Source organism: Stenotrophomonas sp. Steno-C18 (assembly GCF_056393195.1).
The window spans coordinates 175,525-201,502 of record NZ_JBWJOX010000004.1; the positions used below are offsets into that span (position 1 = coordinate 175,525).

Sequence of the window (25,978 nt, forward strand, 5' to 3'; positions counted from 1 at the left end):
CGTAACTTTGCGTGAACTTTGGTTAAATTCAAATCAAGACTGCAACGCTTCGTTCCCTGGATCGGCCTGCCGCCAGTGCCGCCCGTCGAAATACTCCAGCGGATGGTAGCGGCGCTTGTAGTCCATCTTGCGATGGCCGTGGATCCAGTAGCCCAGGTACAGGTGGGGCAGGCCACCGCGCTGGGCCCAGGCAATCTGCTGCAGGATCGCGAAGGTGCCCAGGCTGCGCTTGTCCTGCTCCGGGTCGAAGAAGGTGTACACCGCCGACAGGCCGAGTTCGGTGACGTCGGTCACCGCCACGCCCAGCAGCCGGCCGCGCTGGTGGTCCACGGTCGGGCTGCGGATCTCCATGAAGCGCCCATGCGACCAGCTGCCGATCAGGAACTGGTCGAACTCGTGTGGGCCATGGTCGTCCATGCCGCCACGGGCATGGCGGTGCTGCAGGTAGCGCTGGTAGAGCGCGAACTGCTCGTCGGTGCGTTCGGCCGGCAGCACCCGGCATTCCAGGTCGGCGTTGCGGGCCAGACAGCGGCGTTGGCTGCGGTCCGGCGCGAAGCGCGCCACCGGGATGCGCACCGGCACGCAGGCACGGCAGTTCTGGCAGTGCGGGCGGTAGACCAGGTCGCCGGAGCGGCGGAAGCCCCAGCTCAAGGCCATCGGGTACAGCGTGCCCAGGCGCTCGTCCTGGGGATCGAGCACGAGATCGCGCGCCTGCCGCTCCGGCCAGTAGCCGCAGGGGTGTTCCCCGGTCTGGAACAGGCGTAGTTCCTGATTGGTTTCGTCATGTACTGCCATGGGGCAAGCATAGCCCCGCGTCGTCGCAGAACCTGCGTCTGTCTGCCCGATGAATATCGCCGGTGGAGGCGTCAACCGGTGCTTCCCCCGCGCGTTGACGGTAGCGAGGACGCACTGTCGCGTCCGTTCTTCCACCAACGGAGTCGCACCATGACCCAACGCAAGCCCTTCCTCCTGCTGGCCCTGCTGCTGGCCACGTCGGCCACCGGTGTTGCACTGGCTGCCAGTCCCGCCGGCCAGCGGCCCACGCCGCCGCGCATGGATGCCAACGGTGATGGCGTGATCGATCGCCAGGAAGCCGCCTCGCATCCGCGCCTGGCCCAGCGCTTCGACGAGCTGGACAAGAACAAGGACGGCAAGCTGTCGCGCGAGGAGCTGCCGGCCCCGCGTTTCGCCGGCCGGCATGGCCGGGGCGGCCATGGCCATGCGGGCCACGGCGGACGTGATGGCTTCATGCTGCGCGGCATGGACACCGACAATGACGGCCGGATCAGCGCTGCCGAATACCGGGCCCACTTTGACCGTCTCGACGTCAACAAGGACGGCTTCATCGACCAGGCCGACCGTCAGGCCCGCGCCGAGCAGCGCCGCACCGAATGGTTCACCCAAGCCGACACCGACAAGGACGGCAAGTTGAGCCAGGCCGAACTGGACGCAGCACGCGGCAAGGAGCGGTCGCGCGGCCCGCGCGGTCCGATGCCGCCGCAGGCTCCGGCTGCGAAGTAACCCTTCCGGAGAGGCGCTGATCGACAGCACCCCCGCTGGCAACAGCGGGGGTGTTTCATGTCCGGCCTCAGTTGCCCATCAAGGCGTAGGCCACCGCAGCCACCACGAGCAGCGACGCGCCAACCACCGCACTGCGGCCGAACAGGCTGCGATAGACCCAGGTCGGGCCACGGCGGCCGTGGCGCGCGGCGTCGCGCGCCAGCATCGGCGCCATCACCCGCGGCAGGCTGACCAGGTACTGGTAGTTCAGCACGGTCATGCCCACGGCGATGACCAGCACCCCGGGCAAGGGGCCCATCCGCAGCAGCACCGTCGCCATCGTGCTGGTGCAGAACAGGAAGGCGGTGGTGACATGCAGGCGCAGGAAACGGCGCAACTGCGTGCGCTCCTGCGCGGTCTCGGCATAGCGCAGCAGGTAGAGGCTGGACAGGTAGGCCGACAGCATGCCGAACGCGATGCTGCCGATGACCAGCAGAATGTCGTGGGAGTTGGGCATCAGGGTGTTCACCGTCGCCCCGAGCGTGCCGGCGGCGGCACCGCCACCGAGGGTGGTCGTGCCCAGGCCACTGGCCCCCAGCTTGCCGGCGCCGGCGGCGGTCCCGACCACGATGGCGCTGGCGGTGCCGGGCGCGGCCAGCATCACCGTCGAGCAGACCGCCGCGGCAAAGGCTGTGCCCGGCGCGGTGCTGCGGGCGAACTCGCCGAAGCGCTTGAGCAGTTCGTCGCGCACGGTGGCGCGGGCACGCGACAAGCGCTTGCGCACGGCGGCATCGCTCAGGCCCAGCAGCCGTGCGACCTGCTGCGAGCTCTGTCCTTCGCGGTAGAACAGCAGCAGGGTCTCGCGGCTGTCCTCGGGCAGGGCCGAGATGATTTCCTCGGCGGCCAGTTCCTCTTCGACGCGGCTCATTGCCTCGACCGCATCCGGTGCGGGGTCGGCGGCCATGCCGATGGCGATCTCGGCCGCCTCGCCGCTGAGGGGGCGGTTGTGGTTGGCGCGCAGCCAGTCCCGGGCCAGGTTGCGGGTGATCTGGCGCAGCCACGGCAGGAAGCTGGCGCCGTTGTTGAGTTGGTTGAGCTGCTGCCAGGCCTTGATGAAGGCCTCCTGGGCGATGTCCTCGCTGGCCTGCACGTCGCGGGTGATCGCCAGGGCGATGGCGGTCACCGTGTTCTGGCAACCCAGCACGATGCGCCCGTAGGAGCGGGTGCAGCCGCGGCGGGCGGCGGGCAGTTCCTGTTGCAGCAGGGTATCCAGCGTGGCGGTGGTCATGGGCGCTTCCCTCGGGGTTCGCAATGCATGACGCAGGCCGGCGCTGGATGTGACCGGGGACGGGGAAACGGGGAGAAGGCCGGGCAGGGTGGTGGCACTGGCGTTTCCCCGTTTCGGATCCGGGTTATTTCTTGCCGGCGTCCGGCGCGGTGCTCGGCTGGATCCGCACGCGTACTTCCTCCGGCGCCTGCGGCGCCGCGGGCTGGGCCTGCGGTGCGGACGCCGGTGCGGGCGCCGATGCTGGCGGGGTGGGCGCGGCCTGCCGGCGCAGCATCATCAGCAGCACCACGCCGGCGATCACCGCCAGCAGGATGATGCGGATGCGCCATGCCCAGCCGCGGCCGCCGCTTTCCTGCTGCGGCATTTCGCGGAAGGCGTACTCGGCGACGGGATGGTCGGTACGGGTGGTCTGCAGCAGGTTGGCGCCGCGCAGGATCTCGCGCGCACGCGGCTGGTCATTGGCATGCACCACCCACACCGCGGGATGGTTGGTCCCGTCGCTCTTGTCCAGGTAACTGAACTGGCCGCGGCGCTTGCTGTGGTACGAGTGGCCGTTGGTGACGCGGACCTCGATGTCGGCATCGCGCAGCATCTGCGCCACCGCCTCGGCGTTCTCCACGCGCTGGCTGCTGAAGATCTTGCGCATGGCTTACTCCTTGCCGCCGTCGGCGCCGGTGGAAGGCGTGACGCGGATCAACCCTTCCTGCGCGGTGCTGGCCACCAGCACGCCGTCACGGGTGAAGAACTGGCCCCGCGCCAGGCCGCGCGCGTCCTGTGCGCTCGGGCTGTCCAGCGAGTACAGCAGCCAGTCGTCGACGCGGAACGGGCGATGGAACCAGATGGCATGGTCCAGCGAGGCCATCTGCACGTGCGGTTGGTAGTAGCTGATGCCGTGCGGGAACGTGGCGGTGCCGAGCAGGTGGAAGTCGGAGGCATAGGCCAGCAATGCCTGGTGCAGCTCCGGTGCATCGCCGACCCTTTCGTTCAGTCGCAGCCACACCTGGTGGTAGGGCGGGCGCTTGGGCGGGTGCAGTTCGTCGCGCGGATAGACATGGCGGAACTCGAACGGGCCGCCGCGCGAAAGCCAGCGCTGCACCTTCACCGGCAGCCGCTCGAGCACGTCGGCCGGCAGCGGGCGGTTGGGCTCGATGTCTTCCGGTGCCGGCACCTCCGGCATCTTGTGCTGGTGCTCGGCGCCGCGTTCGGCCTGCTGGAAGGAGGCCGCGCAGAAGAAGATCACCTTGCCGTGCTGGATCGCGGTGACGCGACGCACCGAGAAGCTGCCGCCATCGCGGGTGCGGTCCACGTCGTAGATGATCGGGTGGTCGATGTTGCCGGCACGCAGGAAATAGGCATGCAGCGAATGCACGTGGCGGCCGTTGTCGATGGTGGCCTGGGCGGCGGCCAGCGCCTGTCCCAGCACCTGCCCGCCGAACACGTACTTGGTGCCGATATCGCGGCTCTGGCCACGGAACAGGTTGTCCTCCAGCCGCTCCAGCGACAACAGGTCAATCAGTTCGGGGACAACGGGTTCGGCATTGGCGGACAAGACGGCGGCCTTCGGTTCGACAGGCCGCGATTATAGCGGGCGGCAGCGCGCCGCCCGCCGGCGGGGCTCAGTTCTTGCCCAGGCGTGCGGCCAGCGCCTGCAGCGCGCCCTGGGCGTCGGCCGAGTACCAGGCCTCGACGAACCGCTCAAGCTGGATGTGCTCCGGCTGCATGGCGTCGTGCAGGTCGGCGCGGGCGATGGCGCGGGTCTGCAGCATCGGCTGGCGCGGCAGCTTGAGCTGTGCCTGCAGCCAGGCAACCGCCTGCGCGACGACCGCGTCGGCACCATTGGCCAGTTCATCGACCAGGCCGATCTCCAGCGCCCGCTCGGCGGTGACCAGCTGGCCGCCGGCCAGCAGCACGCCGGCACGGTGGGTGCCGACCACGCGCCGCATCAGGCGCTGGATGCCTTCCGGCGCGACCAGGCCGACCTGTACTTCGTTCAGGCCGATCACATAGGGCTTGGCCGGGTCGACGCTGCGTGCCATCACCCGGTAGTCGCAGCACAGCGCCAGCACACAGCCGCCGGCCGGCGAGTGGCCGGTCAATGCCGCCGCCACCGGGATGCGGCTTTCGGCCAGCGTGCGGGCGGCGCCGAAGAAGGCCTGCCAGCTGTCCAGCAGCTTGTGCTTGTCCTGGCCATGGCGCAGCAGGTACGGCACGTCCATGCCGCCGGTGAAGATACGTTCGCTGCCGGACAGCACGATGCCCTGCACGTCCTCGGCCATGGCCTGGCTCAGCGCGGCGATCAGCGACCGGCAAAGCTCGGTGTCCAGCGCGTTGACCGGCGGCCGGGCCAGGCGCAGTTCGCGGATGGGGCCATGGTTGATCACTTCGATGAGCGTGGTCATGCTGCGGTTTCTCGTACGGCAGGGAGTCGTGGTTTCGATGATAACCAAACCATTCGTGTGCGTACTGTTGGGCCTGTGTGGGTTCGGCGCCGCGGCTCAAACGCGCGCGCCGGCCTGCGTGACGATCACCGATGGCTGGGCACGGCTGCCGCCGGGCGCCATGCCGATGACGGCCGGCTACGCGCGCCTCCGCAACGGCTGCCGTGCCGAGGTGGTGGTGGTGGCCGCCGGCAGCCGTGCGTTCGGCGAGGTGTCGTTGCATGAAACCACGCAGGTGCAGGGGGTCAGCCGGATGCGCGAGGTGGCGCGGCTGCCGATTCCGGCCGGGGCGACGGTGGAGCTCAAGCCCGGTGGCCTGCACCTGATGTTGATGCAGCCTGCGCTGGCGCTGGCCGAGGGCACGCAGGTGCCCCTGCGGCTGAGTCTGGAGGACGGGGCCAAGGTGGACGGCACCTTGCAGGTGCGGCGTCAGGCGCCGGGGCAGCCCTGACCGTCCCACGCAGCGGGATCCGCGTCCGGGCCGGGAGCCGCCTGGTGGCCGTGCCGCACCTGCTTCATCCAGTCGCGCGGTGATGCGCCCACCTTCGCAGTGAAGGCGCGGGACAGCGCCGAGGCATTGGCATACCCCAGCTCTTCGGCCAGCGCGGTGATCGGCCGGCCACGCCGCAGGTCGCGTTGCGCCAGCGCGATGCGCCAATCGGTCAGGTAGTCGGCCGGGGTCTGCCCGACCCACGTGCGAAAGGTGTTGGCGAAGGTGGTGCGTGACATGCCGGCGCGTTCGGCCATGCGTGCCAGTGTCCATGGATGGCCCGGCGTGTCATGCATCGCCACCAGCGCACGGGCCAGCCGCGGCTCGGACAGGCCGGTGATGAAGCCGGGACGGATGCCCGCTTCCTCCGGGTGATCAAGCAACCAGCGCAGTAGCTGGATGACCACGACCTCGAACAGGCGGTCGGTCAGCAGGCGCTGTCCACAGCGTGCCTGGTCGGTTTCGGCGAACAGCAGCTCCAGTGACAGCGCCAGTCCGGGTACCCGGTCCAGTGGCAGCGCGACCAGTGGCGGCAGCCCCCGGACCAGCGGATGGGCCAGGCCGCCATCGAAGTCCAGCCGGGCACAGGTGAAGTCGGCACCGTCGCGGGGCGGGTTGTGGAACCGGTGGGTCAGCGGACGGGGATAGAACAGCAGGCTGGGGACATCGAAATGCATCCGCTCCGGCAGGTCGCGGCGGCCCGGGTGGCTGACCTCAAGCTGGCCGCGACGCAGCACGTGCAGGAAGGCATGGCCTTGGCCGGCGTTGAAATGGGTGAGTCCGCACAGGGGGCCCGAGTGGTACAGCTGCGCCCGGAAGCGGAAGTTGTCCAGGATGCCGGCCAGCCGATCCATCGGGGGAGTGGCGCTCATTTGTATCAATTGGTTTGTTTGGCGTACGAATCGTATCAAATGATCCGTTCGGATGGCGGAGACTGGCTCCACGGGCAGCCCGCCCGATGCGTCCCACCCCACCGATCAGGAGATCACCATGTCCCGTGTCAGCCTTCAGTCCCAATCCGCTCCCGCCGCCAGCCAGCCGCTGCTCGCCCAGATCCAGCAGGCCTTCGGCGCCACCCCGAACATGTTCAAGGCCGTCGCCAACTCCCCGGCCGCACTGCAGAGCATGTGGGCCGCTTTCGGTGCCTTGGGCAAGGGCACGCTCGGCGCGCGCCTGGGTGAGCAGATCGCCGTGGCCATCGCCAATCGCAACCGATGCGAGTACTGCCTGGCCGCCCATACCGTGCTCGGCCAGCAGGCCGGCGCGACCGCCACCGACATGGCCGAGGCGCAGCTGGGTCGCTCCCGTGATGCCCGTACCGCGGCGGCGCTGGCGTTTGCGTTGAAGGTGGTGGAGCAGCGTGCGCAGCTCACCGACACGGATGTCGCGCACCTGCGTGGGGCCGGATTCGATGACGGGCAGATCGTGGAGATCCTGGCCCACGTCGCGCTCAACCTGTTCACCAACTACATCAACGTGGCGCTGGATGTGCCGGTGGATTTCCCGAAGGTGGCGTTGAAGTAACGGGGCGCTGCTGCGCTTCAGCCGGGAAAAGGAAAGCCGCCCCAAAGGGCGGCTTTCTTCATTCCAGCAATGCACACGGCAACTCAGCTCGAAGCGTTCCGCACCGGTTCCGGCAACGGCGCGCTCTTGCCGGTTTGCGTATCCATCCACACGACGACCACATTGCCGTCGGAGTACAGCTTGCTGTTGTCCTGCTGGTCGACGATGCGATGGCCGATGGTCACGCTGCTGTTGCCCAGCCGCTCGACGAACAGTTCCACCACGATGTCGTTGGGCCACACGATCGGCAGGCGGTAGTTGATGTTGGTGTTGGCCACCACCGGTGCGATGCGGTCGCTCATCGACACGCCTTCCACGCCCAGCATCCAGCGCACGCGCGCCTCTTCCAGGTAGGAGACGTATTTGGCGTTGTTGACGTGGCCCATGGAGTCCATGTCGCGCCAGCGCACGCTGATCGGTACGCGGGCCAGTTGCTTGTGTTCGCTGCTCATCACGAGGCCTTCTTCTTGCGGGGGGCGGCGGCTTTCTTGGTGGCCGTCTTCTTGGCGGGCTTTTCCTTGCGCGGCGGGCGCGCATCGGGCTTGTTGGCCACCGCGGCCGGCTGCTCCGGGCGCGCCTGCGTGGACGGCAGCATCCGTGCCAGGAACTGGCCGGTGTACGAGTCCGGATGCGCGGCCACGTCTTCAGGGGTGCCGGTGACCAGGATGGTGCCGCCGCGATGGCCCCCTTCCGGCCCCAGGTCGACGATCCAGTCGGCGGTCTTGATCACGTCCAGGTTGTGCTCGATCACCACCACCGTGTTGCCCTCGTCGCGCAGCTTGTGCAGCACGCCGAGCAGGGCCTCGATGTCGTGGAAGTGCAGGCCGGTGGTCGGCTCGTCGAGGATGTACAGGGTGCGCCCGGTATCACGGCGCGAGAGTTCCTTGGACAGTTTCACGCGCTGCGCTTCACCACCGGACAGCGTGGTCGCGCTCTGGCCCAGCTTGACGTAGCTCAGGCCCACGTCGACCAGCGTTTCCAGCTTGCGGGCGATGGTCGGCACCGGTTCGAACAGGCGCAACGCATCCTCGACGGTCATCTCCAGCACGTCGTTGATGTTGTAGCCCTTGTAGAGGATCTCCAGCGTCTCGCGGTTGTAGCGCTTGCCGTGGCAGACGTCGCAGGGCACGTACACGTCCGGCAGGAAGTGCATCTCCACCTTGATCAGGCCATCGCCCTGGCAGGCCTCGCAGCGGCCGCCACGCACGTTGAAGCTGAAGCGGCCCGGCGAGTAACCGCGCGCACGCGCCTCGGGCACCTGGGCGAACAGTTCGCGCAGCGGCGTGAACAGGCCGGTGTAGGTGGCCGGGTTCGAGCGCGGGGTGCGCCCGATCGGCGACTGGTCGATGTCCACCACCTTGTCGAACAGGTCCAGGCCATCGATTTCCTTGTACGGCGCGATCGGGTGCGAGGCGCCGTTGATCTCGTTGGCGGCCAGCGAGAACAGGGTGTCGTTGATCAGCGTCGACTTGCCCGAGCCGGATACGCCGGTGATGCAGGTGAGCAGGCCGGCCGGGATGTCCAGGTCCACGCCCTTGAGGTTGTTGCCGCTGGCACCGCGCAGGTGCAGCGTCATCTTCGGGTTGGCCTTGTGCCGGCGCGCCGGGATCTCGATGGCGCGCTTGCCCGACAGGTACTGGCCGGTCAGCGAGCGCGGCGCATCGAGGATGTCCTGCAGCGAGCCCTGGCCGACGATCTCGCCGCCGTGCACGCCCGCGCCGGGGCCGATGTCCAGCACGTAATCGGCCAGGCGGATGGCGTCTTCGTCATGTTCGACCACGATCACCGTGTTGCCGAGGTCACGCAGGCGGGTCAGGGTGCCGAGCAGGCGTTCGTTGTCGCGCTGGTGCAGGCCGATGGACGGCTCGTCGAGCACGTACATCACGCCGACCAGGCCGGCGCCGATCTGGCTGGCCAGGCGGATGCGCTGCGCCTCGCCGCCGGACAGGGTGTCGGCCTTGCGCTCCAGGGTGAGGTAATCCAGGCCCACGTCGACCAGGAAGCCCAGCCGTTCGGCGATCTCCTTGACGATCTTGGTGGCGATCTCGCCGCGCCAGCCCGGCAGGGTCAGCTGGTTGAAGAAGGTCAGGGCCTCGTCGATCGGCATCACCACCAGTTCGGGCAGCGGGCGGTCGGCGACGAACACGTTGCGGGCGGCCTTGTTCAGGCGCGCGCCCTTGCACTCCGGGCACGGCCGCTCGCTGATGTACTTGGCCAGCTCCTCGCGCACCGCCGGCGATTCGGTCTCGCGGTAGCGGCGTTCCAGGTTGGGGATGATGCCCTCGAAGCGGTGCTTGCGCTGGCTGCGGCCACCGGCCTCGGTGAAGTAGGTGAAGGTGATCTGGTCCTCGCCGCTGCCATACAGCACGGCCTGTTTCACGCTTTCCGGCAGCGACTGCCACGGCGCGTCGACGTCGAACTTGTAGTGCTTGGCCAGCGAGGCGATCAGCTGGAAGTAGTAGGCGTTGCGGCGGTCCCAGCCGCGCACCGCGCCGGCGGCCAGCGACAGCTCCGGGTGGATCACCACCCGCGACGGGTCGAAGTACTCGGCCATGCCCAGGCCATCACAGCCCGGACAGGCGCCCATCGGCGCGTTGAACGAGAACAGGCGCGGCTCCAGCTCCGGCAGCGCGTAGTCGCAGACCGGGCAGGAGTACTTGGAGGAGAACAGCTGCGGGGTGGCCTTGGCGTCGTCCAAGCTCTGCACCGAGGCCATGCCGTCGCCCAGCTTGAGCGCGGTCTCGAAGCTTTCGGCCAGGCGTTGCTTGAGGTCCTCGCGCGGGCGGAAGCGGTCGATCACCGCCTCGATGGTGTGCTTCTGGCGCAGCGCCAGCGGCGGCACCGCGTCGATCTCGTACAGCTCGCCGTCCACCCGCACGCGCACGAAGCCCTGCGCGCGCAGCTGGTCGAACACCTGCACGTGCTCGCCTTTGCGGTCCCGGATGACCGGGGCCAGCAGCATGTAGCGCTGCTCGGCGTCCAGCGCCAGCACCTGGTCGACCATCTGGCTGACCGTCTGCGCTTCCAGCGGGTAGCCGTGGTCCGGGCAGCGCGGGCTGCCGACGCGGGCGTAGAGCAGGCGCAGATAGTCGTAGATCTCGGTGATGGTGCCCACGGTCGAGCGCGGGTTGTGCGAGGTCGACTTCTGCTCGATCGAGATGGCTGGGGACAGCCCCTCGATGTGGTCCAGGTCCGGCTTCTCCATCACGCTCAGGAACTGGCGTGCGTAGGCCGACAGCGACTCGACGTAGCGGCGCTGGCCTTCGGCATAGATGGTGTCGAACGCCAGCGAGGACTTGCCCGAGCCGGACAGGCCGGTGATCACGATCAACTTGTCGCGGGGCAGGTCGAGGTCGATGTTCTTGAGGTTGTGCGTCCGCGCACCGCGGATGCGGATGAAATCCATCGCCATGGGAGATCCGTATTGGACCGCCGCCGGCAGGCCGGCGGCAGAAGTGGGGGGCGTAGCTGACGGCAGTCGATCAGCCTAGCGGCCTTGTGATTTTGGGGCAATTACCGCATTTGCCAGTCCGAAAAGCTGAGACTGGGCGGTAGGCAGGTGATTGTTCAGACACGGTTTTCCCGAGCAGGGGGTGGGTTGACCCGGGCTGGGTTGTGTCGGTAAAATCCCGCTTCTGTCCGCCCTCGATGGCGGGCACGGCGACCACAATAACTACAGAGGAAGTCTGGTCATGTATGCAGTTCTGGTAACTGGCGGTAAGCAGTACCGCGTCGCTCAGGGTGAAACCCTGCGCGTTGAAAAGCTCGAAGTCGAAGCCGGCAGCGAGATCAAGTTCGACAACATCCTGATGCTCGGCGATGCCGACGGCATCAAGCTGGGTGATGCGCTGAAGGGCGCTTCGGTGACCGCTACCGTCGTGGCCCATGGCCGCGCCGACAAGGTCCGGATCATCAAGTTCCGTCGCCGCAAGCACCACATGAAGCGTCAGGGTCACCGTCAGTACTACACCGAAATCCAAATCACCGGCATCGCCGGCTAAGCAAAGGAGAATCCGTCATGGCACATAAAAAGGGCGTAGGCTCCTCGCGCAACGGCCGCGATTCCAACCCGAAGTACCTGGGCGTCAAGATCTTCGGTGGCCAGGCCATCGAAGCCGGCAACATCATCGTGCGTCAGCGCGGCACCCAGTTCCACCCGGGTGCAGGCGTGGGCCTGGGCCGTGACCACACGCTGTTCGCGCTGGTCGACGGCAAGGTCGAGTTCTCGGTGAAGGGCGCCAAGAAGCGTCGCACCGTCAGCGTCGTCGCGGAAGTCTGATTCCGCACGCGCAGGCGCCCACGTCCAGCGTGGGCAGCTGACGAAAGCCCCGCTTCGGCGGGGTTTTTCGTTGGCAGATATATTGGCGGGCCAGCGGTCCGTCGTTCCGGCCAGGCCGGGGCATTGCATAGAATCAGCGGCCAGGCAGTCCTGCCTCCCGCCATCAGTGGGCAACCAGAATCATGAAACTTGTAGACGAAGCGGAGATCCAGGTCATCGCTGGCAACGGCGGTAACGGCTGCGTGGGCTTTCGCCGTGAGAAGTTCATTCCGCTCGGTGGTCCCGATGGTGGTGACGGCGGCGACGGCGGCAGTGTGTGGATCCGTGCCGACGAGAACCTGAACACCCTGGTCGACTTCCGCCATGACCGCATCTTCAAGGCGCAGCGCGGCGAGAACGGCATGGGCCGCCAGGCTTACGGCAAGGGTGGCGAGGACCTGGTCATCACCGTGCCGGTCGGCACCGTGGTGATCAATGTGGCCACCGACGAAGTGATCGGTGACATGGTCCAGCATGGTGACCGCCTGCTGGTGGCCAAGGGCGGCAAGGGCGGCCTGGGCAACATGCACTTCAAGAGCTCGACCAACCGTGCCCCGCGCCAGGCGCTGCCGGGCGAGGAGGGCGAGGACCGCCTGCTCAAGCTGGAGCTGAAGCTGTTGGCCGACGTCGGCCTGCTGGGCTTCCCGAACGCCGGCAAGAGCACCTTGATCCGCGCGGTCTCGGCGGCGACGCCGAAGGTGGCTGACTACCCGTTCACCACGCTGTACCCGAACCTGGGCGTGGTGAAGGTGGAGAACTACCGCAGCTTCGTGATCGCCGACATCCCGGGCCTGATCGAAGGCGCTGCCGACGGCGCCGGCCTGGGTGCGCAGTTCCTGCGTCACCTGCAGCGCACCCGCCTGCTGTTGCACCTCGTCGACATCTCGCCGATGGAAGGGGGCGTGGAGGGCATCTCGCCGGTCGAGCAGGTGCGTGCGATCGAGCGTGAGCTGGGCAAGCACGACCCGGAGCTGCTGGAGAAGCCGCGCTGGCTGGTGCTGAACAAGGCCGACCTGATGTTCGAGGACGAGGCGCAGGCCGCGGCCGAGCAGGTGGTCAAGGAGCTGGGCTGGACCGGCCCGTGGTACCTGGTCTCGGCGCTGGGTCGTGAAGGTACCTGGCCGATCATGAAGGACATCATGGCCTTCTTCGACCACCAGAAGCTGCTGGAAGCCGAGGAGCGCGAAGCGCAGGGCGGCTGAGTCTCCCGTGCTGCAGGCAGAAGCGCCGCGCTCCCGAAGGGGAGGGCGGCGTTTTTTTATGCCGGCAGTGCCGAGCCAGGCTCGGCAAGGGTCTTCCCGGGAAAGCCCGGCGGGGCTTGGCTCCGCTCCATGGGGATCACGGGCAACAAAAAACCCGGCGCGGGGCCGGGCTTTTCATGCCGGGAGCCTTGCGGCCCCAGGTGATCGCCGGATCAGGCGGCCTTGATGGCCTTGATGCGGGCGGTCAGACGGCTCTTATGACGCGCAGCCTTGTTCTTGTGAATCAGGCCACGGGCGCTGAAACGGTCGAGGATCGGCTGGGCGACGGCAAAGGCAGCCTCGGCGCCGGCGGCGTCGTTGGCGTCCAGAGCCTTGATCACCTTCTTGACGGCGGTGCGCAGCATCGAACGCTGAGCCGTGTTACGCGCGTTGCGCACAACGGTCTGCTTGGCGCGCTTCTTGGCGGACTTGATATTGGCCACAGTGGTGGTTTCCTGAAAATCGATGTGGTGGGAACAGCAAGCTCACAAGTATGATGGCAGACCAAATGAACGTCAAGTCGAGTTGTCAAGGGGGCTGTTAAGTGAGTTCGCCGCGCATGTTGCGGGGGCTGCTGTCGTTCAGCAGCATGACGATGATTTCGCGGGTCCTCGGGCTCGTGCGCGATCAGGCAATATCCATCACCTTCGGTGCCAATGCGACCACCGATGCGTTCTGGGTGGCCTTCCGCGTGCCCAATTTCCTGCGCCGGCTGTTTGCCGAGGGCTCGTTCGCCACGGCGTTCGTACCGGTATTCACCGAGGTGAAGGAAACCCGCCCGCACGCTGACCTGCGCGAGCTCATGTCCCGGGTGTCCGGGACCCTGGGGGGCATTCTACTGGTCCTGACCGCGCTGGGGCTGATTTTCACGCCACAGATCGCCTGGCTGTTCGCCGACGCCGATGCCGCCGACCCGGTCAAGTACGGGCTGCTGGTGGACCTGCTGCGGCTGACCTTCCCGTTCCTGCTGTTCGTGTCGCTGACCGCGCTGGCCGGCGGGGCGCTGAACAGCTTCCAGAAGTTCGCCATGCCGGCGCTGACGCCGGTGATCCTCAACCTGTGCATGATCGCCGGCGCGCTGTGGCTGGCGCCGCGGCTGGAGGTGCCGATCCTGGCGCTGGGCTGGTCGGTACTGGCGGCCGGCGTGCTGCAGTTGCTGTTCCAGCTGCCCTCGCTGAGGGGCATCAACCTGCTGACGTTGCCGCGCTGGGGCTGGAACCACCCGGACGTGCGCAGGGTGCTGACCCTGATGGTGCCGACCCTGTTCGGCTCCTCGGTGGCGCAGATCAACCTGATGCTGGACACGGTGATCGCGGCCAAGCTCAGCGACGGTTCGCAGTCCTGGCTGTCGCTGGCCGACCGCTTCCTGGAGCTGCCGCTGGGCGTGTTCGGGGTGGCGCTGGGCACGGTGATTCTGCCGGCGCTGGCCCGCCATCACGTCAAGACCGATGGGGAAGGCTTCTCCAACGCGCTGGATTGGGGCCTGCGCATGACCCTGTTGATCGCCGTACCGGCCATGCTTGGCCTGTTGCTGCTGGCCGAGCCGCTGATCGCGACCCTGTTCCAGTACCGCCAGTTCACCCCGTTCGATACCCGGATGACGGCGTTGTCGGTCTATGGCCTGAGCTTCGGCCTGCCGGCGTTTGCGCTGTTGAAGGTGGTGCTGCCGGCGTTCTACTCGCGGCAAGACACCAAGACCCCGGTGCGCGCCGGCCTGGTCGCGCTGGTGGCCAACATGGTGTTCAACTTCATCCTGCTGGCGGTGGTCTACCAGATCATGGTGCCGGAGGCGTTGAAGGCGCAGGGAGTGATGGCCGCGCTGGCCAAGCAGCCGGGCCTGCACCTGGCACTGGGCATCGCCAGCGCGCTGTCCAGTTACCTGAACCTCGGATTGCTGTGGTACTGGCTGGGCAAGACCGGCGTCTACCAGCGGCGACCCGGCTGGGGCGGGTACGTGGTGCGCCTGCTGCTGTCCTGTGCGGCGATGGTGGCGGTACTGCTGGCCCTGCTGTACTGGTTGCCGGCGTTCACCCCGATGGACAAGTGGCATCGGATCGGCAGCCTGGCGCTGCTGGTCGGCGGTGGCGGGTTGACCTACCTGCTGGCGATGGTGGCCATGGGCTTCCGCCCGCGCGACCTGCGCGGGCATTGAGGCGCCCGCTATACTTCCGGGCTACATGAGACAGAACCGGCCCGGAAAGGGCCGGATCCGGATGGAATGAGCAGGCTTTTTAGAGACGTCGATGGCGGGGTGCTTGCCCCGCAGGGAAGCGTGGTCTGCATCGGTGCCTTCGACGGCCTGCACCTGGGCCATCGGGCGTTGGTGCGCCACGCCGTTGCCCGTGCCCGCGCGCTGGGCGTGCCCGCCGTGGCGCTGGGCTTCGAGCCGCTGCCGCGTGAGTTCTTCGCCAAGGACAACCCGCCGCCGCGGCTGATGCTGGCCCGCGACAAGGTGGCCACGCTGCGCGAGCTGGGCATCGACCAGGTCGGCCTGCTGCGTTTCGACGCCCGGATGGCGGCGATCACCGCCGAGGACTTCGTGCGCGACATGCTGGTGCGCCGGCTGGGGGCGCGCGAGGTCTGGATCGGCCCCCGCTTCCACTTCGGCAACCGCCGTGGCGGCGATATCGCGCTGCTGCAGGCGATGGGCGCCGAGCTGGGCTTCGTGGCCGGCGAGATCGAGCCGGTGCACCTGAACGGCGAGCGCATCTCCAGCACCCGCATCCGCGAGCTGCTGGTGGCCGGCAACTTCGGCCACGCCGCCGACCTGCTGGGCCGCCCGTACGCGATCGGCGGCAGGGTGGTGCGCGGGCAGCAGCTGGGCCGTACGCTGGGCTTCCCCACGGCCAACTTGCGTTTCCCCAAAACACCCGCACTTTCAGGTATCTACGCTACCTGGGTGCACGGTGTCTTCGAGCAGCCGTGGCCGTCGGTCTCGAGCTTCGGCACGCGGCCGACCGTGGAGGGCGTGGAGCCGCTGCTGGAGGCCCACCTGTTCGATTTCCAGGGCGACCTGTACGGTCGCCACATCGAAGTGGAATTCGTCGCCAAGCTGCGCGATGAAGAGAAGTTCAACGATCTGCCGGCGCTGACCGAGCAGATGCACCGCGACGCCGAACAGGCGCGTCGCATCCTTTCCGAACACAGATTGCGAGCCACCGCGTGAGCCAGGATTACAAAGCCACCCTCCATCTGCCGGCAACGGAGTTTCCGATGCGCGGCGACCTGCCCAAGCGCGAGCCGGGCATCCTGGCGCGTTGGGAAGAGCAGGGCATCTACGCGCAGCTGCGCGAGAACGCCAAGGGCCGGCCGCTGTTCGTGCTGCACGATGGCCCGCCGTACGCCAATGGCCAGATCCACCTGGGCCACGCGGTCAACAAGATCCTGAAGGACATCATCGTCAAGTCGCGCTACCTGGACGGCTTCGACGCGCCCTACGTGCCGGGTTGGGACTGCCACGGCCTGCCGATCGAGATCGCGGTCGAGAAGAAGTGGGGCAAGGTCGGCGTCAAGCTCGACGCGGTCCAGTTCCGCCAGAAGTGCCGCGAGTACGCCGAGGAGCAGATCGAGATCCAGCGGCGCGACTTCAAGCGCCTGGGCGTGATCGGTGACTGGGACAACCCGTACAAGACGCTGAGCTTCGACTTCGAGGCCAACGAGATCCGCGCGCTGGCCAAGATCGTGGCCAACGGCCACCTGGTGCGCGGCGCCAAGCCGGTGCACTGGTGCTTCGACTGCGGCTCGGCGCTGGCCGAGGCCGAGATCGAATACCAGGACAAGACCTCGCCGGCCGTGGACGTGGCCTACGCCGCGCGGGATGCCAAGGCGCTGGCCGCCAGCTTCGGCGTCACGCTGCCGGCGGGCGTGGAAGTGGCGGTGCCGATCTGGACCACCACCCCGTGGACGCTGCCGGCCTCGCTGGCGGTGTCGCTGGGCGCGGACATCGAATATGCATTGGTCGAGGGCCCGGCCCACAACGGCCAGCCGCGTTGGCTGGTGCTGGCCTCGGCGCTGGCCGAGCGTTCGCTGGCCCGCTATGGCGTGGCCGAGGTGGTGGTGCACGGCCATGCCAAGGGCGCGGCGCTGGAGAACCAGCTGCTGGCGCACCCGTTCTACGCCAACCGCGACATCCCGCTGCTCAACGGCGAGCACGTGTCCGATGCCGACGGTACCGGTGCGGTGCATACCGCGCCCGGCCACGGCCAGGAGGACTACGTGGTCAGCCAGGCCTATGGCCTGCTGGAGCACTACAACGCCGGGCAGATCAACCCGATCGACGGTGCGGGCGTGTACCTGCCGTCGACGCCGCCGGCCGGCACGCAGGAACTGGCCGGGCTGCACATCTGGAAGGCCCAACCGCTGATCATCGAGGTGCTGCGCCAGAGCGGCGCGCTGCTGGCGTTCGTCGAAATCCAGCACAGCTACCCGCATTGCTGGCGCCACAAGAAGACGCCGCTGGTGTTCCGCGCCACCCCGCAGTGGTTCATCTCGATGGACAAGGCCGGCCTGCGCGCCGATGCGATGAAGGCCATCGACACCGTGGGCTGGTTCCCGACCTGGGGCAAGGCGCGCATCGCCAGCATGGTGGACGGGCGCCCGGACTGGACGATCTCGCGCCAGCGCACCTGGGGCGTGCCGATCGCGCTGTTCATGCACCGCGAGACCGGCGAGCCGCATCCGCGCACCGTCGAACTGATGCAGCAGGTGGCCGACCGCGTGCAGGTCGAGGGCATCGACGTGTGGTATTCGCTGGATGCCAGCGAGCTGCTCGGCGATGAGGCCGCGCAGTACGAGAAGGTCACCGACATCCTCGATGTCTGGTTCGACTCGGGCGTCACCCACGAAGGCGTGCTGCTGGCGCGTGGCTTCGGCAAGCCGGCCGACCTGTACCTGGAAGGCTCGGACCAGCACCGCGGCTGGTTCCAGTCCTCGCTGCTGACCGGCGTGGCCATCGACAAGGCGGCGCCGTACAGGCAGTGCCTGACCCACGGTTTCACCGTGGACGAGCACGGCCGCAAGATGTCCAAGTCGCTGGGCAACGGCATCGAGCCGCAGGACATCATGAACAAGCTGGGCGCGGACATCCTGCGCCTGTGGATCGCCTCGGCCGACTACAGCAACGAGATGTCGCTGTCGCAGGAAATCCTCAAGCGCAACGCCGATGCCTATCGCCGCCTGCGCAACACCGCGCGCTTCCTGCTCGGCAACCTGGACGGCTTCGACCCGGCCCGGGACCTGCGCCCGCTGGAAGACATGGTCGCGCTGGACCGCTGGATCGTGCACCGCGCGTTCGAGCTGCAGGAGAAGATCAAGCTCGCCTACGCCAGCTACAACATGGCCGAGATCGTCCAGCTGCTGCTGAACTTCTGCAGCGTGGACCTGGGCTCGCTGTACCTGGACGTGACCAAGGACCGCCTGTACACGATGCAGGAGGATTCGCGCGGCCGCCGTTCGGCGCAGAGCGCGATGTACCGCATCGCCGAGGCGTTCGTGCGCTGGGTGGCGCCGATCCTGACCTTCACCGCCGAGGAGCTGTGGGGCTACCTGCCGGGCGAACGCGCCGGCAACGTGCTGTTCACCACCTGGTACGACGGCCTGGCTCCGTTGCCGGCCGATGCACAGCTGTCGGCGGCCGACTTCGACCAGTTGCTGGCGCTGCGCGAGCAGGTGGCCAAGGTGCTGGAGCCGATGCGCGCCAACGGTGCCATCGGCGCGGCGCTGGAAGCGGAGATCACCGTCGCCGCCAACGAGGAGCAGGCCGCACGCTGGCAGCCGCTGGCTGATGAAATGCGTTTCCTGTTCATCAGTGGCGACGTGAGCGTGCGCCCGGCGACCACCGACGAGGTGTTCGTCAGCGCGCAGCCGACCGAGAAGGCCAAGTGCGTGCGCTGCTGGCATTACCGCGCCGACGTCGGCGCGGTGGCCGCGCACCCGGAACTGTGCGGCCGCTGCGTCAGCAACATCGAAGGTGCGGGCGAGGATCGCCGCTGGTTCTGACCAGCCACGGCGGTTGAAGGGACGGGGGTGCCGACGGCCATGGCCGGGCGCCCGCGTCTTTCCTGAAGAATTTCTACGGATGCACACATGCAGTCGAAAGCGGTTAAACCCAATGCGTTGATCTGGCTGCTGGTCTCGGTGGCGGTGATCGGGCTGGACCAGTGGAGCAAGGCGTGGGTGCTGTCGAGCCTGCCCGAGTTCACCCCGGTGCCGGTGATCGACGGTTTCTGGAACTGGTATCGCACCTATAACACCGGCGCGGCGTTCAGCTTCCTCAGTGATGCCGGTGGCTGGCAGCTGTGGTTCTTCACTTTCCTAGCGGTGGCGATCAGCGGCCTGATGGCGTTCTGGCTGTCGCGCACGCCGCGTGCCAACTGGCGCAGCGCATTGCCGTATGCACTGGTGATCGGCGGCGCGATCGGCAACGTGATCGACCGGCAGATCCACGGTCACGTGGTGGACTTCATCCAGTGGTACGTGGGCAACCATTACTGGCCCTCGTTCAACATCGCCGATTCGGCGATCGTGGCTGGCGCCATCGGCATCGCCGTGTCGGGCCTGTTTGAAGGCAAGTCCGGCAAAAAAGCCGGATAATTCCCACCTGTTTCACCGAAACCGGCCATTGCCGGCCGGAGTATCTGAAAGATGGACGTTCTGCTCGCCAATCCCCGTGGTTTCTGCGCCGGCGTCGACCGCGCCATCGAGATCGTCAAGCGTGCGATCGAGACGCTGGGGGCGCCGATCTACGTGCGCCACGAGGTGGTGCACAACCGCTTCGTGGTCGATGACCTGAAGGCGCGCGGGGCGATCTTCGTCGAGGAACTGGACGAAGTGCCGGACGGCAACACGGTGATCTTCAGCGCGCACGGCGTGTCGCAGGCGGTGCGCGGCGAAGCCGAGCGCCGCGGCCTGAAGGTGTTCGACGCCACCTGTCCGCTGGTGACCAAGGTCCACCTGGAAGTGGCGCGGCACTGCCGCGCCGGCCGCGACGTGGTGCTGATCGGCCACGAAGGCCATCCGGAAGTGGAAGGCACCATGGGCCAGTGGAACCGCGAGAAGGGCAAGGGCCACATCTACCTGGTGGAGAGCGTGGAGGACGTGGAGGCGCTGCAGGTCAGCCAGCCGGAGAACTTCGCCTACACCACCCAGACCACGCTGTCGGTGGATGACACCCGCGCGGTGATCGAAGCCCTGCGCACCCATTTCCCGGCCATCCAGGGCCCGAAGAACGACGACATCTGCTACGCCACGCAGAACCGCCAGGACGCGGTGCGTGACCTGGCCAAGCAGTGCGACCTGGTGCTGGTGGTCGGTTCGCCGAACAGCTCCAACTCCAACCGCCTCAGTGAACTGGCCCGCCGTGAAGGCGTGGAGTCCTACCTGATCGACGGTGCACAGGAGATCGATCCGGCCTGGGTGGCCGGCAAGCAGCGCATCGGCCTGACCGCCGGTGCATCGGCGCCGCAGGTGCTGGTGGATGGCGTGATCGCCCGCCTGCGCGAGCTCGGCGCCAGCGGCGTGGCCGAGCTGGATGGTGAACCGGAATCGATGGTGTTCGCGCTGCCGAAGGAACTGCGGCTGCGCCTGGTCGATTGACCACGCCGCCGGCATTCATTAAACTTCGCGGCCACGCCGGAATAGCTCAGTTGGTAGAGCGGCGCATTCGTAATGCGTAGGTCGCAGGTTCGACTCCTGTTTCCGGCACCAAAGCAGAAAGCCGACTTTGCCGAGTCGGCTTTTTTGCTTTCCGGCCTGCGCGCGTGCGCTGCCGGTGCGACAACGTGTCGCACGTCCAGGTGCCTGTTTCCTGCGTGAAATCATTGTCAATGCCTATCCTAAGTGTTGCGTGAAGGCCTAAAATTGCGGCACTGACTCACGTTCCCTGTTCAGCGTCGTCCCGGCGGGCAATCCCCGGGCGGCTGTTCGCGCTTGTGGCATGGGGCGTGGGGGCCAGTACCTCCACCGCAATTGGATCGACCGATGATTCCGTTGAAATCTCTTGGACGCTTGTTGCGTCCGGGCCTGATTGTCGCGATGGCCGTCTTGATGACGGGCTGCGACTGGGCCTTGTTTGACCCGAAGGGCCAGATCGCCCGGGACGAACTCACGCTGCTGATCACCTGCACGGTGCTGATGCTGCTGGTCGTCATCCCGGTGATCGTGCTGACGTTGGTGTTCGCGTGGAAGTACCGCGCCTCCAACACCAAGGCCCGCTACGAGCCGACCTGGCATCACTCCACCGCCATCGAAGTGGTGGTCTGGTCGATCCCCTGCATGATCGTGCTGGTGCTGGCCGTGCTGACCTGGCGCTCCTCGCACGCCCTGGACCCGTACAAGCCGCTGGAGTCGGACGCCAAGCCGGTCGTGGTCGAGGCCATCTCGCTGGACTGGAAGTGGCTGTTCGTCTATCCGGAAGAAAACGTCGCCGTGGTCAATGAACTGACCTTCCCGGTGCACACCCCGCTGAACCTGAAGATCACCGCCGACACGGTGATGAACGCGTTCTTCATTCCGCATCTGGGCAGCATGATCTACTCGATGGCCGGCATGGAGACCAAGCTGCACCTGATCGCGGACGAAGCCGGTACCTACCACGGCCGCTCCTCGCACTACAGCGGCGCGGGCTTCAGCAAGATGCATTTCGACGCGCACGCGGTCAGCAACGACGAGTACCAGGCCTGGTTGGCCAAGGTGCGCGCCGATGCCAAGGTGATGGACCAGGCGTCCTTCGCCGAGCTGAGCGCCGAGCGCAACCACGACTGGCACCCGGTGACCTACTACGGCAGCACCGAGAAGGGCCTGTTCGACTGGATCATCGCCAAGCACGTGGGCGACAACCACCACTTCGGCATGAAGCATGACGGCAAGGCGATGTCGCACGAGGGCGCAGGCCACGAGGCGATGAACCATGAAGCCATGGGCCACGAAGGTCACGACGCCGCAGCGGCCCCCGCCGCAGGCGAGGCTGACGGCCACGACGGTCACAATGCAGACGCGAACGCCGGGGCCGCTCACGCTGGCCACGGTGGCTCGGGAGAATGACGATGCTCGGAAAACTCTCATTTGATTCACTGCCGCACGATCCGATCGTGCTGACCACCCTGATCGGCGCGATCATCGGTGGCCTGGCAGTCGTGGGTGCCATCACCAAGTTCAAGCTGTGGGGCTACCTGTGGAAGGAGTGGTTCACCTCGGTGGACCACAAGAAGATCGGCGCGATGTACCTGATCGTGGCGTTCGTGATGCTGCTGCGCGGCTTCTCCGACGCGATCATGATGCGTGCCCAGCAGGCCGTCGCCGCCGGCGGCGCCGAGGGCTACCTGCCACCGCACCACTACGACCAGATCTTCACCGCCCACGGCGTGATCATGATCTTCTTCGTGGCCATGCCGCTGATCACCGGCCTGATGAACCTGGTGGTGCCGCTGCAGATCGGTGCGCGCGACGTTGCCTATCCGTTCCTGAACTCGCTGAGCTTCTGGCTGTTCGTCGCAGGCTGCGGCCTGATGATGATCTCGCTGTGGATCGGTGAGTTCGCCGCGACCGGTTGGCTGGCGTTCCCGCCGCTGTCGGGGCTGGAATACAGTCCAAGCGTGGGCATGGATTACTACATCTGGGCGCTGCAGGTGTCCGGCCTGGGTACCACGCTGAGCGGCATCAACTTCTTCATCACCATCCTCAAGATGCGCACCCCGGGCATGAAGCTGATGACCATGCCGGTCTTCAGCTGGACCGCGCTGGTGACCAACGTGCTGATCATCGCCGCCTTCCCGGTGCTGACCGTCACGCTGGTGCTGCTGACCCTGGACCGTTACCTGGGGACGCACTTCTTCACCAACGACGGTGGCGGCAACGCCATGCTGTACATCAACCTGATCTGGATCTGGGGCCACCCGGAGGTCTACATCCTGGTGCTGCCGGCATTCGGCGTGTTCTCCGAAGTGATCGCGACCTTCTCGCGCAAGACCCTGTTCGGCTACAAGGGCATGGTGTACGCGACGGCCTGCATCGGCGTGCTGTCCTTCATCGTGTGGCTGCACCACTTCTTCACCATGGGCTCGGGTGCCAACGTCAATGCCTTCTTCGGCATCACGACGATGATCATCTCGATCCCGACCGGCGTGAAGATCTTCAACTGGCTGTTCACGATGTACCGCGGTCGCGTGCACTTCACCTCGCCGGTGCTGTGGACGATCGGCTTCATGGTCACCTTCACCATCGGCGGCATGACCGGCGTGATGCTGGCGATCCCGGCCATCGACTTCGTGCTGCACAACTCGCTGTTCCTGATCGCCCACTTCCACAACGTCATCATCGGCGGCGTGGTGTTCGGCATGTTCGCCGGCATCACCTACTGGTGGCCGAAGATGTTCGGCTTCAAGCTGGACGAGACCTGGGGCAAGCGTGCGTTCTGGGGCTGGTTCATCGGCTTCTACGTGGCCTTCATGCCGCTGTACGCCCTGGGCTTCATGGGCGCTACCCGCCGCATGCAGAGCTACCCGAACATGGAGTACCAGCCGTTCTTCGTCGTCGCCGCCGTCGGCGCCGCGATCATCGCCCTGGGCATCCTGTGCCAGGTGATCCAGATCTACGTGTCCATCCGCGACCGCAAGAAGAACATGGACCTGACCGGCGACCCGTGGGATGCCCGTACCCTGGAGTGGGAAACCGCTTCCCCGGTGCAGTTCTACAACTTCGCGACCCTGCCCAAGGGCGAGGAGCACGACGACTTCTGGCAGCGCAAGCAGCGTGGTGAAGCCTGGCCGAAGCCGGCCAAGTACACCGACATCCACATGCCGCGCAATACCGGTGCCGGCGTGGTGATCGGCGCGTTCAGCCTGGTGCTGGGCTTTGCGATGGTCTGGCACATCTGGTGGCTGGCCATCATCGGCCTGGTCGGCATGATCGGTACCTTCATCGTCCGTACCTTCGACAAGGACGTGGACTACTGGGTGCCGGCCGCTGAAGTGGAACGTATCGAGAACGAACACCGCCGCCACCTGGAAGCACAGGGGCTGGTGAAGACCGAGGTGAAGGCATGAGCACGCACGCCCACACGTTGAACCACGGTTCGGTTGCAGATGCAGCCGGCCACGACCACGAGCACCACGATTCGGGCGAGAACACCGTCTTCGGTTTCTGGGTGTACCTGATGAGCGATCTGCTCATCTTCGCCTCGCTGTTCGTGACCTACGTGGTGCTGTCTGGCGGCACCAATGGCGGTCCGGGCCCGAAGGAGCTGTTCGAGCTGCCGTTCGTGGCCTGGGAAACCGCGCTGCTGCTGGTGTCCTCGCTGACCTTCGGCCTGGGCATGATCGCCATGCACCAGTCCAGGCAGGGCCTGATGTTCTTCTGGCTGGCCATCACCTGGCTGCTGGGCGCCGGCTTCATGGGCATGGAACTCTGGGAGTTCAACCACCTGATCCATAACGGCAACGGTCCGGACTCCAGTGCCTTCCTGTCGGCGTTCTTCGCCCTGGTCGGCACCCACGGCCTGCACGTGACCGCCGGCCTGCTGTGGCTGCTGGTGATGTTCATCCAGCTCAAGCGCGATGGCCTGACCCCGCGCAACAAGACCCGCATGGCGTGCCTGAGCCTGTTCTGGCACTTCCTGGATCTGGTCTGGATCGGCGTGTTCTCTGTCGTCTACCTGTCGGGAGCTATGTAATGTCCGCACATGACAATCATGCACACGGTACCGGCGGCGAAAGCCACGGCAGCGTGAAGTCCTATCTGATCGGTTTCGTGCTGGCTGCGGTGCTGACCATCATCCCGTTCTGGGTGGTGATGAGCGGCGGCCTGTCCTCCGGCCTGGCCACCGGTGCGGTGATCGTGGTCGCTGGCATCCTGCAGCTGCTGGTGCACCTGGTGTTCTTCCTGCACCTGGACCGTTCCTCGGCCGCCCGCTGGAACGTCAATGCCGGCCTGTTCACCCTGGTGGTGATCGGCATCATCGTGGTCGGCACGCTGTGGGTGATGTGGAACATGAACCATCACATGATGCATTGAGCGGGTTGACCGCCTGAGCATCCGGGAAAGGCCGTCCTTCGGGGCGGCCTTTCCTTTTGGGGCACGGCCGGCACGTGCCGCCACCGTCCGGAGGCGGGGCAACGGCAAGCTGACGAAACCGTTCATTCGACGCCAACCAGCCATGATCGGGTTTGCTACCCTGTCCGCCTTTATGGCTCAGGGGCGCCCCGGTACTCCCATGGTGTGGTTACGCGTTATTCCGATCCTGCTGCTGGTGGCCCTCAACACGCTGGCGCACTGCCTGCCGTTGTTCGTGGTCGCGCTGGTCAAGGCGATCCTGTCGTTCAAGAAGGTGCGCCTGGCCTGCAACCCGATGCTGACCGGATTGGCCGAGAGCTGGATCGGGGCCAACAGCGCGATGATGGGCCTGTTCACCCGCACCCGCTTCCAGGTCAGCGGCGATGCCGACCTAGAGCGCGATGGGCATTACCTGGTGCTGGCCAACCACCAGAGCTGGGTCGACATCCTGGTGCTGCAGAAGGTGTTCAACCGCCGCATCCCGCTGCTGCGCTTCTTCCTGAAACGCTCGCTGTTCTGGGTGCCGGTGCTGGGCCTGGCGTGGTGGGCATTGGATTTCCCGTTCATGGGCCGCTACACGCGCAAGCAGATCGCCAGGAACCCGGAGCTCGGCCGGCGCGACATGGAGGTCACGCGCAAGGCCTGCGAGAAGTTCAACGCCATCCCGGTGGCGGTGATGAACTTCGTCGAGGGCACGCGTTTCACTCCGGCCAAGCATGACAGCCAGGGTTCGCCGTTCCGGCATCTGCTCAAGCCCAAGTCCGGCGGCGTGGCGTTCGTGCTCGACGCGATGGGCAAGGGCCTGCATGCGTTGCTGGACGTGACCATCGTCTATCCCAAGGGCATCCCGTCAATGATCGACCTGATGGCCAACCGCCTGCCGGAGGTGAAGGTGTTGGTGCGCAAGCTGCCGATTCCCGCCGAGTTGATCAACGGCAACTACCAGGATGACCGTACCTTCCGCGCCCAATTCCAGCAGTGGATGAATGGTCTGTGGGAACAGAAGGACGCCGACATCAGCCGCCTGCTTGAGAGCCGCGGCTGAGCCCGGACCGCCCAGCATCAAGGCCACTGCGGGGGCCTTTTTGCTGCGTG

The 25,978-nt window shown here is 66.6% G+C and carries 25 protein-coding genes and 1 tRNA gene; 17 read left to right on the forward strand and 9 right to left on the reverse strand.

Annotation, left to right across the window (positions count from 1 at the left end):
• Positions 1-33 precede the first annotated feature (33 nt).
• The gene (locus AC06FE_RS10170; protein ID WP_132864527.1) at positions 34-795 is read right to left on the reverse strand and encodes an arginyltransferase; all 762 of its coding nucleotides are present in this window, start codon (positions 793-795) and stop codon (positions 34-36) included.
• Positions 796-945: 150 nt separating this feature from the next.
• On the opposite strand from AC06FE_RS10170, the gene AC06FE_RS10175 reads away from it, so the two are divergent.
• Positions 946-1,521 carry an EF-hand domain-containing protein gene (locus AC06FE_RS10175; protein ID WP_478072975.1) on the forward strand — a complete coding sequence of 192 codons (576 nt, stop codon included), beginning with the start codon at positions 946-948 and terminating at the stop codon, positions 1,519-1,521.
• A gap of 67 nt (positions 1,522-1,588) precedes the next feature.
• On the opposite strand, the gene AC06FE_RS10180 is transcribed toward AC06FE_RS10175, so the two are convergent.
• The 4 genes from AC06FE_RS10180 to AC06FE_RS10195 form a co-directional block, all read right to left on the reverse strand.
• Positions 1,589-2,788: an RNA polymerase sigma factor gene (locus tag AC06FE_RS10180; protein ID WP_478072976.1), complete on the reverse strand. Its 1,200-nt coding sequence runs from the start codon at positions 2,786-2,788 to the stop codon at positions 1,589-1,591.
• Positions 2,789-2,912: 124 nt separating this feature from the next.
• Positions 2,913-3,434, reverse strand: coding sequence for a putative signal transducing protein (locus AC06FE_RS10185; protein ID WP_478072977.1), 522 nt, complete (start codon positions 3,432-3,434; stop codon positions 2,913-2,915).
• Between the two features lie 3 nt (positions 3,435-3,437).
• Positions 3,438-4,337, reverse strand: a complete 900-nt coding sequence (gene tesB / locus AC06FE_RS10190) for an acyl-CoA thioesterase II (protein WP_323437818.1) — start codon at positions 4,335-4,337, stop codon at positions 3,438-3,440.
• A 67-nt stretch (positions 4,338-4,404) separates the two neighbouring features.
• Positions 4,405-5,187 (reverse strand): enoyl-CoA hydratase/isomerase family protein, encoded by a 783-nt coding sequence (locus AC06FE_RS10195; protein ID WP_132864522.1) that lies wholly within the window; start codon positions 5,185-5,187, stop codon positions 4,405-4,407.
• A 37-nt stretch (positions 5,188-5,224) separates the two neighbouring features.
• Here AC06FE_RS10195 and AC06FE_RS10200 point away from each other — a divergent pair, with 37 nt between their 5' ends.
• Positions 5,225-5,677: a copper chaperone PCu(A)C gene (locus AC06FE_RS10200; RefSeq protein WP_478072978.1), complete on the forward strand. Its 453-nt coding sequence runs from the start codon at positions 5,225-5,227 to the stop codon at positions 5,675-5,677.
• Here AC06FE_RS10200 and AC06FE_RS10205 read toward each other — a convergent pair.
• On the reverse strand, positions 5,656-6,588 hold the full coding sequence (locus tag AC06FE_RS10205) for an AraC family transcriptional regulator (RefSeq protein WP_478072979.1): 933 nt from the start codon (positions 6,586-6,588) through the stop codon (positions 5,656-5,658). The genes AC06FE_RS10200 and AC06FE_RS10205 overlap by 22 nt on opposite strands.
• Before the next feature lie 118 nt (positions 6,589-6,706).
• On the opposite strand from AC06FE_RS10205, the gene AC06FE_RS10210 reads away from it, so the two are divergent.
• On the forward strand, positions 6,707-7,240 hold the full coding sequence (locus tag AC06FE_RS10210; RefSeq protein WP_132864519.1) for a carboxymuconolactone decarboxylase family protein: 534 nt from the start codon (positions 6,707-6,709) through the stop codon (positions 7,238-7,240).
• An 83-nt stretch (positions 7,241-7,323) separates the two neighbouring features.
• Here the strand turns inward: AC06FE_RS10210 and AC06FE_RS10215 are convergent, their stop codons facing one another.
• Positions 7,324-7,731, reverse strand: a complete 408-nt coding sequence (locus AC06FE_RS10215; RefSeq protein WP_192286318.1) for an acyl-CoA thioesterase — start codon at positions 7,729-7,731, stop codon at positions 7,324-7,326.
• Positions 7,731-10,691, reverse strand: coding sequence for an excinuclease ABC subunit UvrA (gene uvrA, locus AC06FE_RS10220; protein WP_478072980.1), 2,961 nt, complete (start codon positions 10,689-10,691; stop codon positions 7,731-7,733). The genes AC06FE_RS10215 and uvrA overlap by 1 nt, the downstream gene beginning before the upstream one ends.
• 280 nt (positions 10,692-10,971) lie before the next feature.
• Here uvrA and rplU point away from each other — a divergent pair, with 280 nt between their 5' ends.
• The 3 genes from rplU to obgE all read left to right on the forward strand — a co-directional run bounded on the left by rplU (position 10,972) and on the right by obgE (position 12,799).
• Entirely contained in the window at positions 10,972-11,280 is a 309-nt protein-coding gene (gene rplU / locus AC06FE_RS10225; protein ID WP_057634525.1) for a 50S ribosomal protein L21, read from the forward strand.
• Between the two features lie 17 nt (positions 11,281-11,297).
• Entirely contained in the window at positions 11,298-11,558 is a 261-nt protein-coding gene (rpmA, locus tag AC06FE_RS10230) for a 50S ribosomal protein L27 (RefSeq protein ID WP_132864515.1), read from the forward strand.
• Between the two features lie 182 nt (positions 11,559-11,740).
• Positions 11,741-12,799, forward strand: a complete 1,059-nt coding sequence (obgE, locus tag AC06FE_RS10235) for a GTPase ObgE (RefSeq protein ID WP_132864514.1) — start codon at positions 11,741-11,743, stop codon at positions 12,797-12,799.
• 212 nt (positions 12,800-13,011) lie between these two features.
• Here obgE and rpsT read toward each other — a convergent pair whose 3' ends face one another.
• A complete protein-coding gene (gene rpsT, locus AC06FE_RS10240) occupies positions 13,012-13,281 on the reverse strand; it encodes a 30S ribosomal protein S20 (protein WP_057629708.1) in 270 nt (89 codons plus the stop codon).
• 116 nt (positions 13,282-13,397) lie between these two features.
• Between rpsT and murJ the strand changes: the two genes are divergently transcribed.
• The 11 genes from murJ to AC06FE_RS10295 all read left to right on the forward strand — a co-directional run bounded on the left by murJ (position 13,398) and on the right by AC06FE_RS10295 (position 25,928).
• Positions 13,398-14,990 carry a murein biosynthesis integral membrane protein MurJ gene (gene murJ / locus AC06FE_RS10245; protein WP_192286316.1) on the forward strand — a complete coding sequence of 531 codons (1,593 nt, stop codon included), beginning with the start codon at positions 13,398-13,400 and terminating at the stop codon, positions 14,988-14,990.
• Positions 14,991-15,056: 66 nt separating this feature from the next.
• Positions 15,057-16,004, forward strand: a complete 948-nt coding sequence (locus tag AC06FE_RS10250) for a bifunctional riboflavin kinase/FAD synthetase (protein ID WP_132864512.1) — start codon at positions 15,057-15,059, stop codon at positions 16,002-16,004.
• Positions 16,001-18,835 carry an isoleucine--tRNA ligase gene (gene ileS, locus AC06FE_RS10255; protein WP_192286314.1) on the forward strand — a complete coding sequence of 945 codons (2,835 nt, stop codon included), beginning with the start codon at positions 16,001-16,003 and terminating at the stop codon, positions 18,833-18,835. Before AC06FE_RS10250 ends, ileS begins: the two co-directional genes overlap by 4 nt.
• An 87-nt stretch (positions 18,836-18,922) precedes the next feature.
• Positions 18,923-19,429: a signal peptidase II gene (lspA, locus tag AC06FE_RS10260; protein ID WP_192286313.1), complete on the forward strand. Its 507-nt coding sequence runs from the start codon at positions 18,923-18,925 to the stop codon at positions 19,427-19,429.
• Between the two features lie 51 nt (positions 19,430-19,480).
• Positions 19,481-20,431: a 4-hydroxy-3-methylbut-2-enyl diphosphate reductase gene (gene ispH / locus AC06FE_RS10265; RefSeq protein WP_132864509.1), complete on the forward strand. Its 951-nt coding sequence runs from the start codon at positions 19,481-19,483 to the stop codon at positions 20,429-20,431.
• A 35-nt stretch (positions 20,432-20,466) separates the two neighbouring features.
• Positions 20,467-20,542: transfer RNA gene (locus AC06FE_RS10270), tRNA-Thr, on the forward strand.
• 273 nt (positions 20,543-20,815) lie between these two features.
• Complete coding sequence (gene cyoA / locus AC06FE_RS10275) at positions 20,816-21,877, forward strand: ubiquinol oxidase subunit II (protein ID WP_192286312.1); 1,062 nt, start codon at positions 20,816-20,818, stop codon at positions 21,875-21,877.
• Positions 21,878-21,879: 2 nt separating this feature from the next.
• Positions 21,880-23,877 carry a cytochrome o ubiquinol oxidase subunit I gene (cyoB, locus tag AC06FE_RS10280; protein WP_132864507.1) on the forward strand — a complete coding sequence of 666 codons (1,998 nt, stop codon included), beginning with the start codon at positions 21,880-21,882 and terminating at the stop codon, positions 23,875-23,877.
• Positions 23,874-24,503 carry a cytochrome o ubiquinol oxidase subunit III gene (gene cyoC, locus AC06FE_RS10285; RefSeq protein ID WP_478072981.1) on the forward strand — a complete coding sequence of 210 codons (630 nt, stop codon included), beginning with the start codon at positions 23,874-23,876 and terminating at the stop codon, positions 24,501-24,503. Before cyoB ends, cyoC begins: the two co-directional genes overlap by 4 nt.
• Positions 24,503-24,844 carry a cytochrome o ubiquinol oxidase subunit IV gene (cyoD, locus tag AC06FE_RS10290; RefSeq protein WP_132864505.1) on the forward strand — a complete coding sequence of 114 codons (342 nt, stop codon included), beginning with the start codon at positions 24,503-24,505 and terminating at the stop codon, positions 24,842-24,844. The genes cyoC and cyoD overlap by 1 nt, the downstream gene beginning before the upstream one ends.
• A 199-nt stretch (positions 24,845-25,043) precedes the next feature.
• On the forward strand, positions 25,044-25,928 hold the full coding sequence (locus tag AC06FE_RS10295; RefSeq protein ID WP_478072982.1) for an acyltransferase: 885 nt from the start codon (positions 25,044-25,046) through the stop codon (positions 25,926-25,928).
• Positions 25,929-25,978 lie beyond the last annotated feature (50 nt).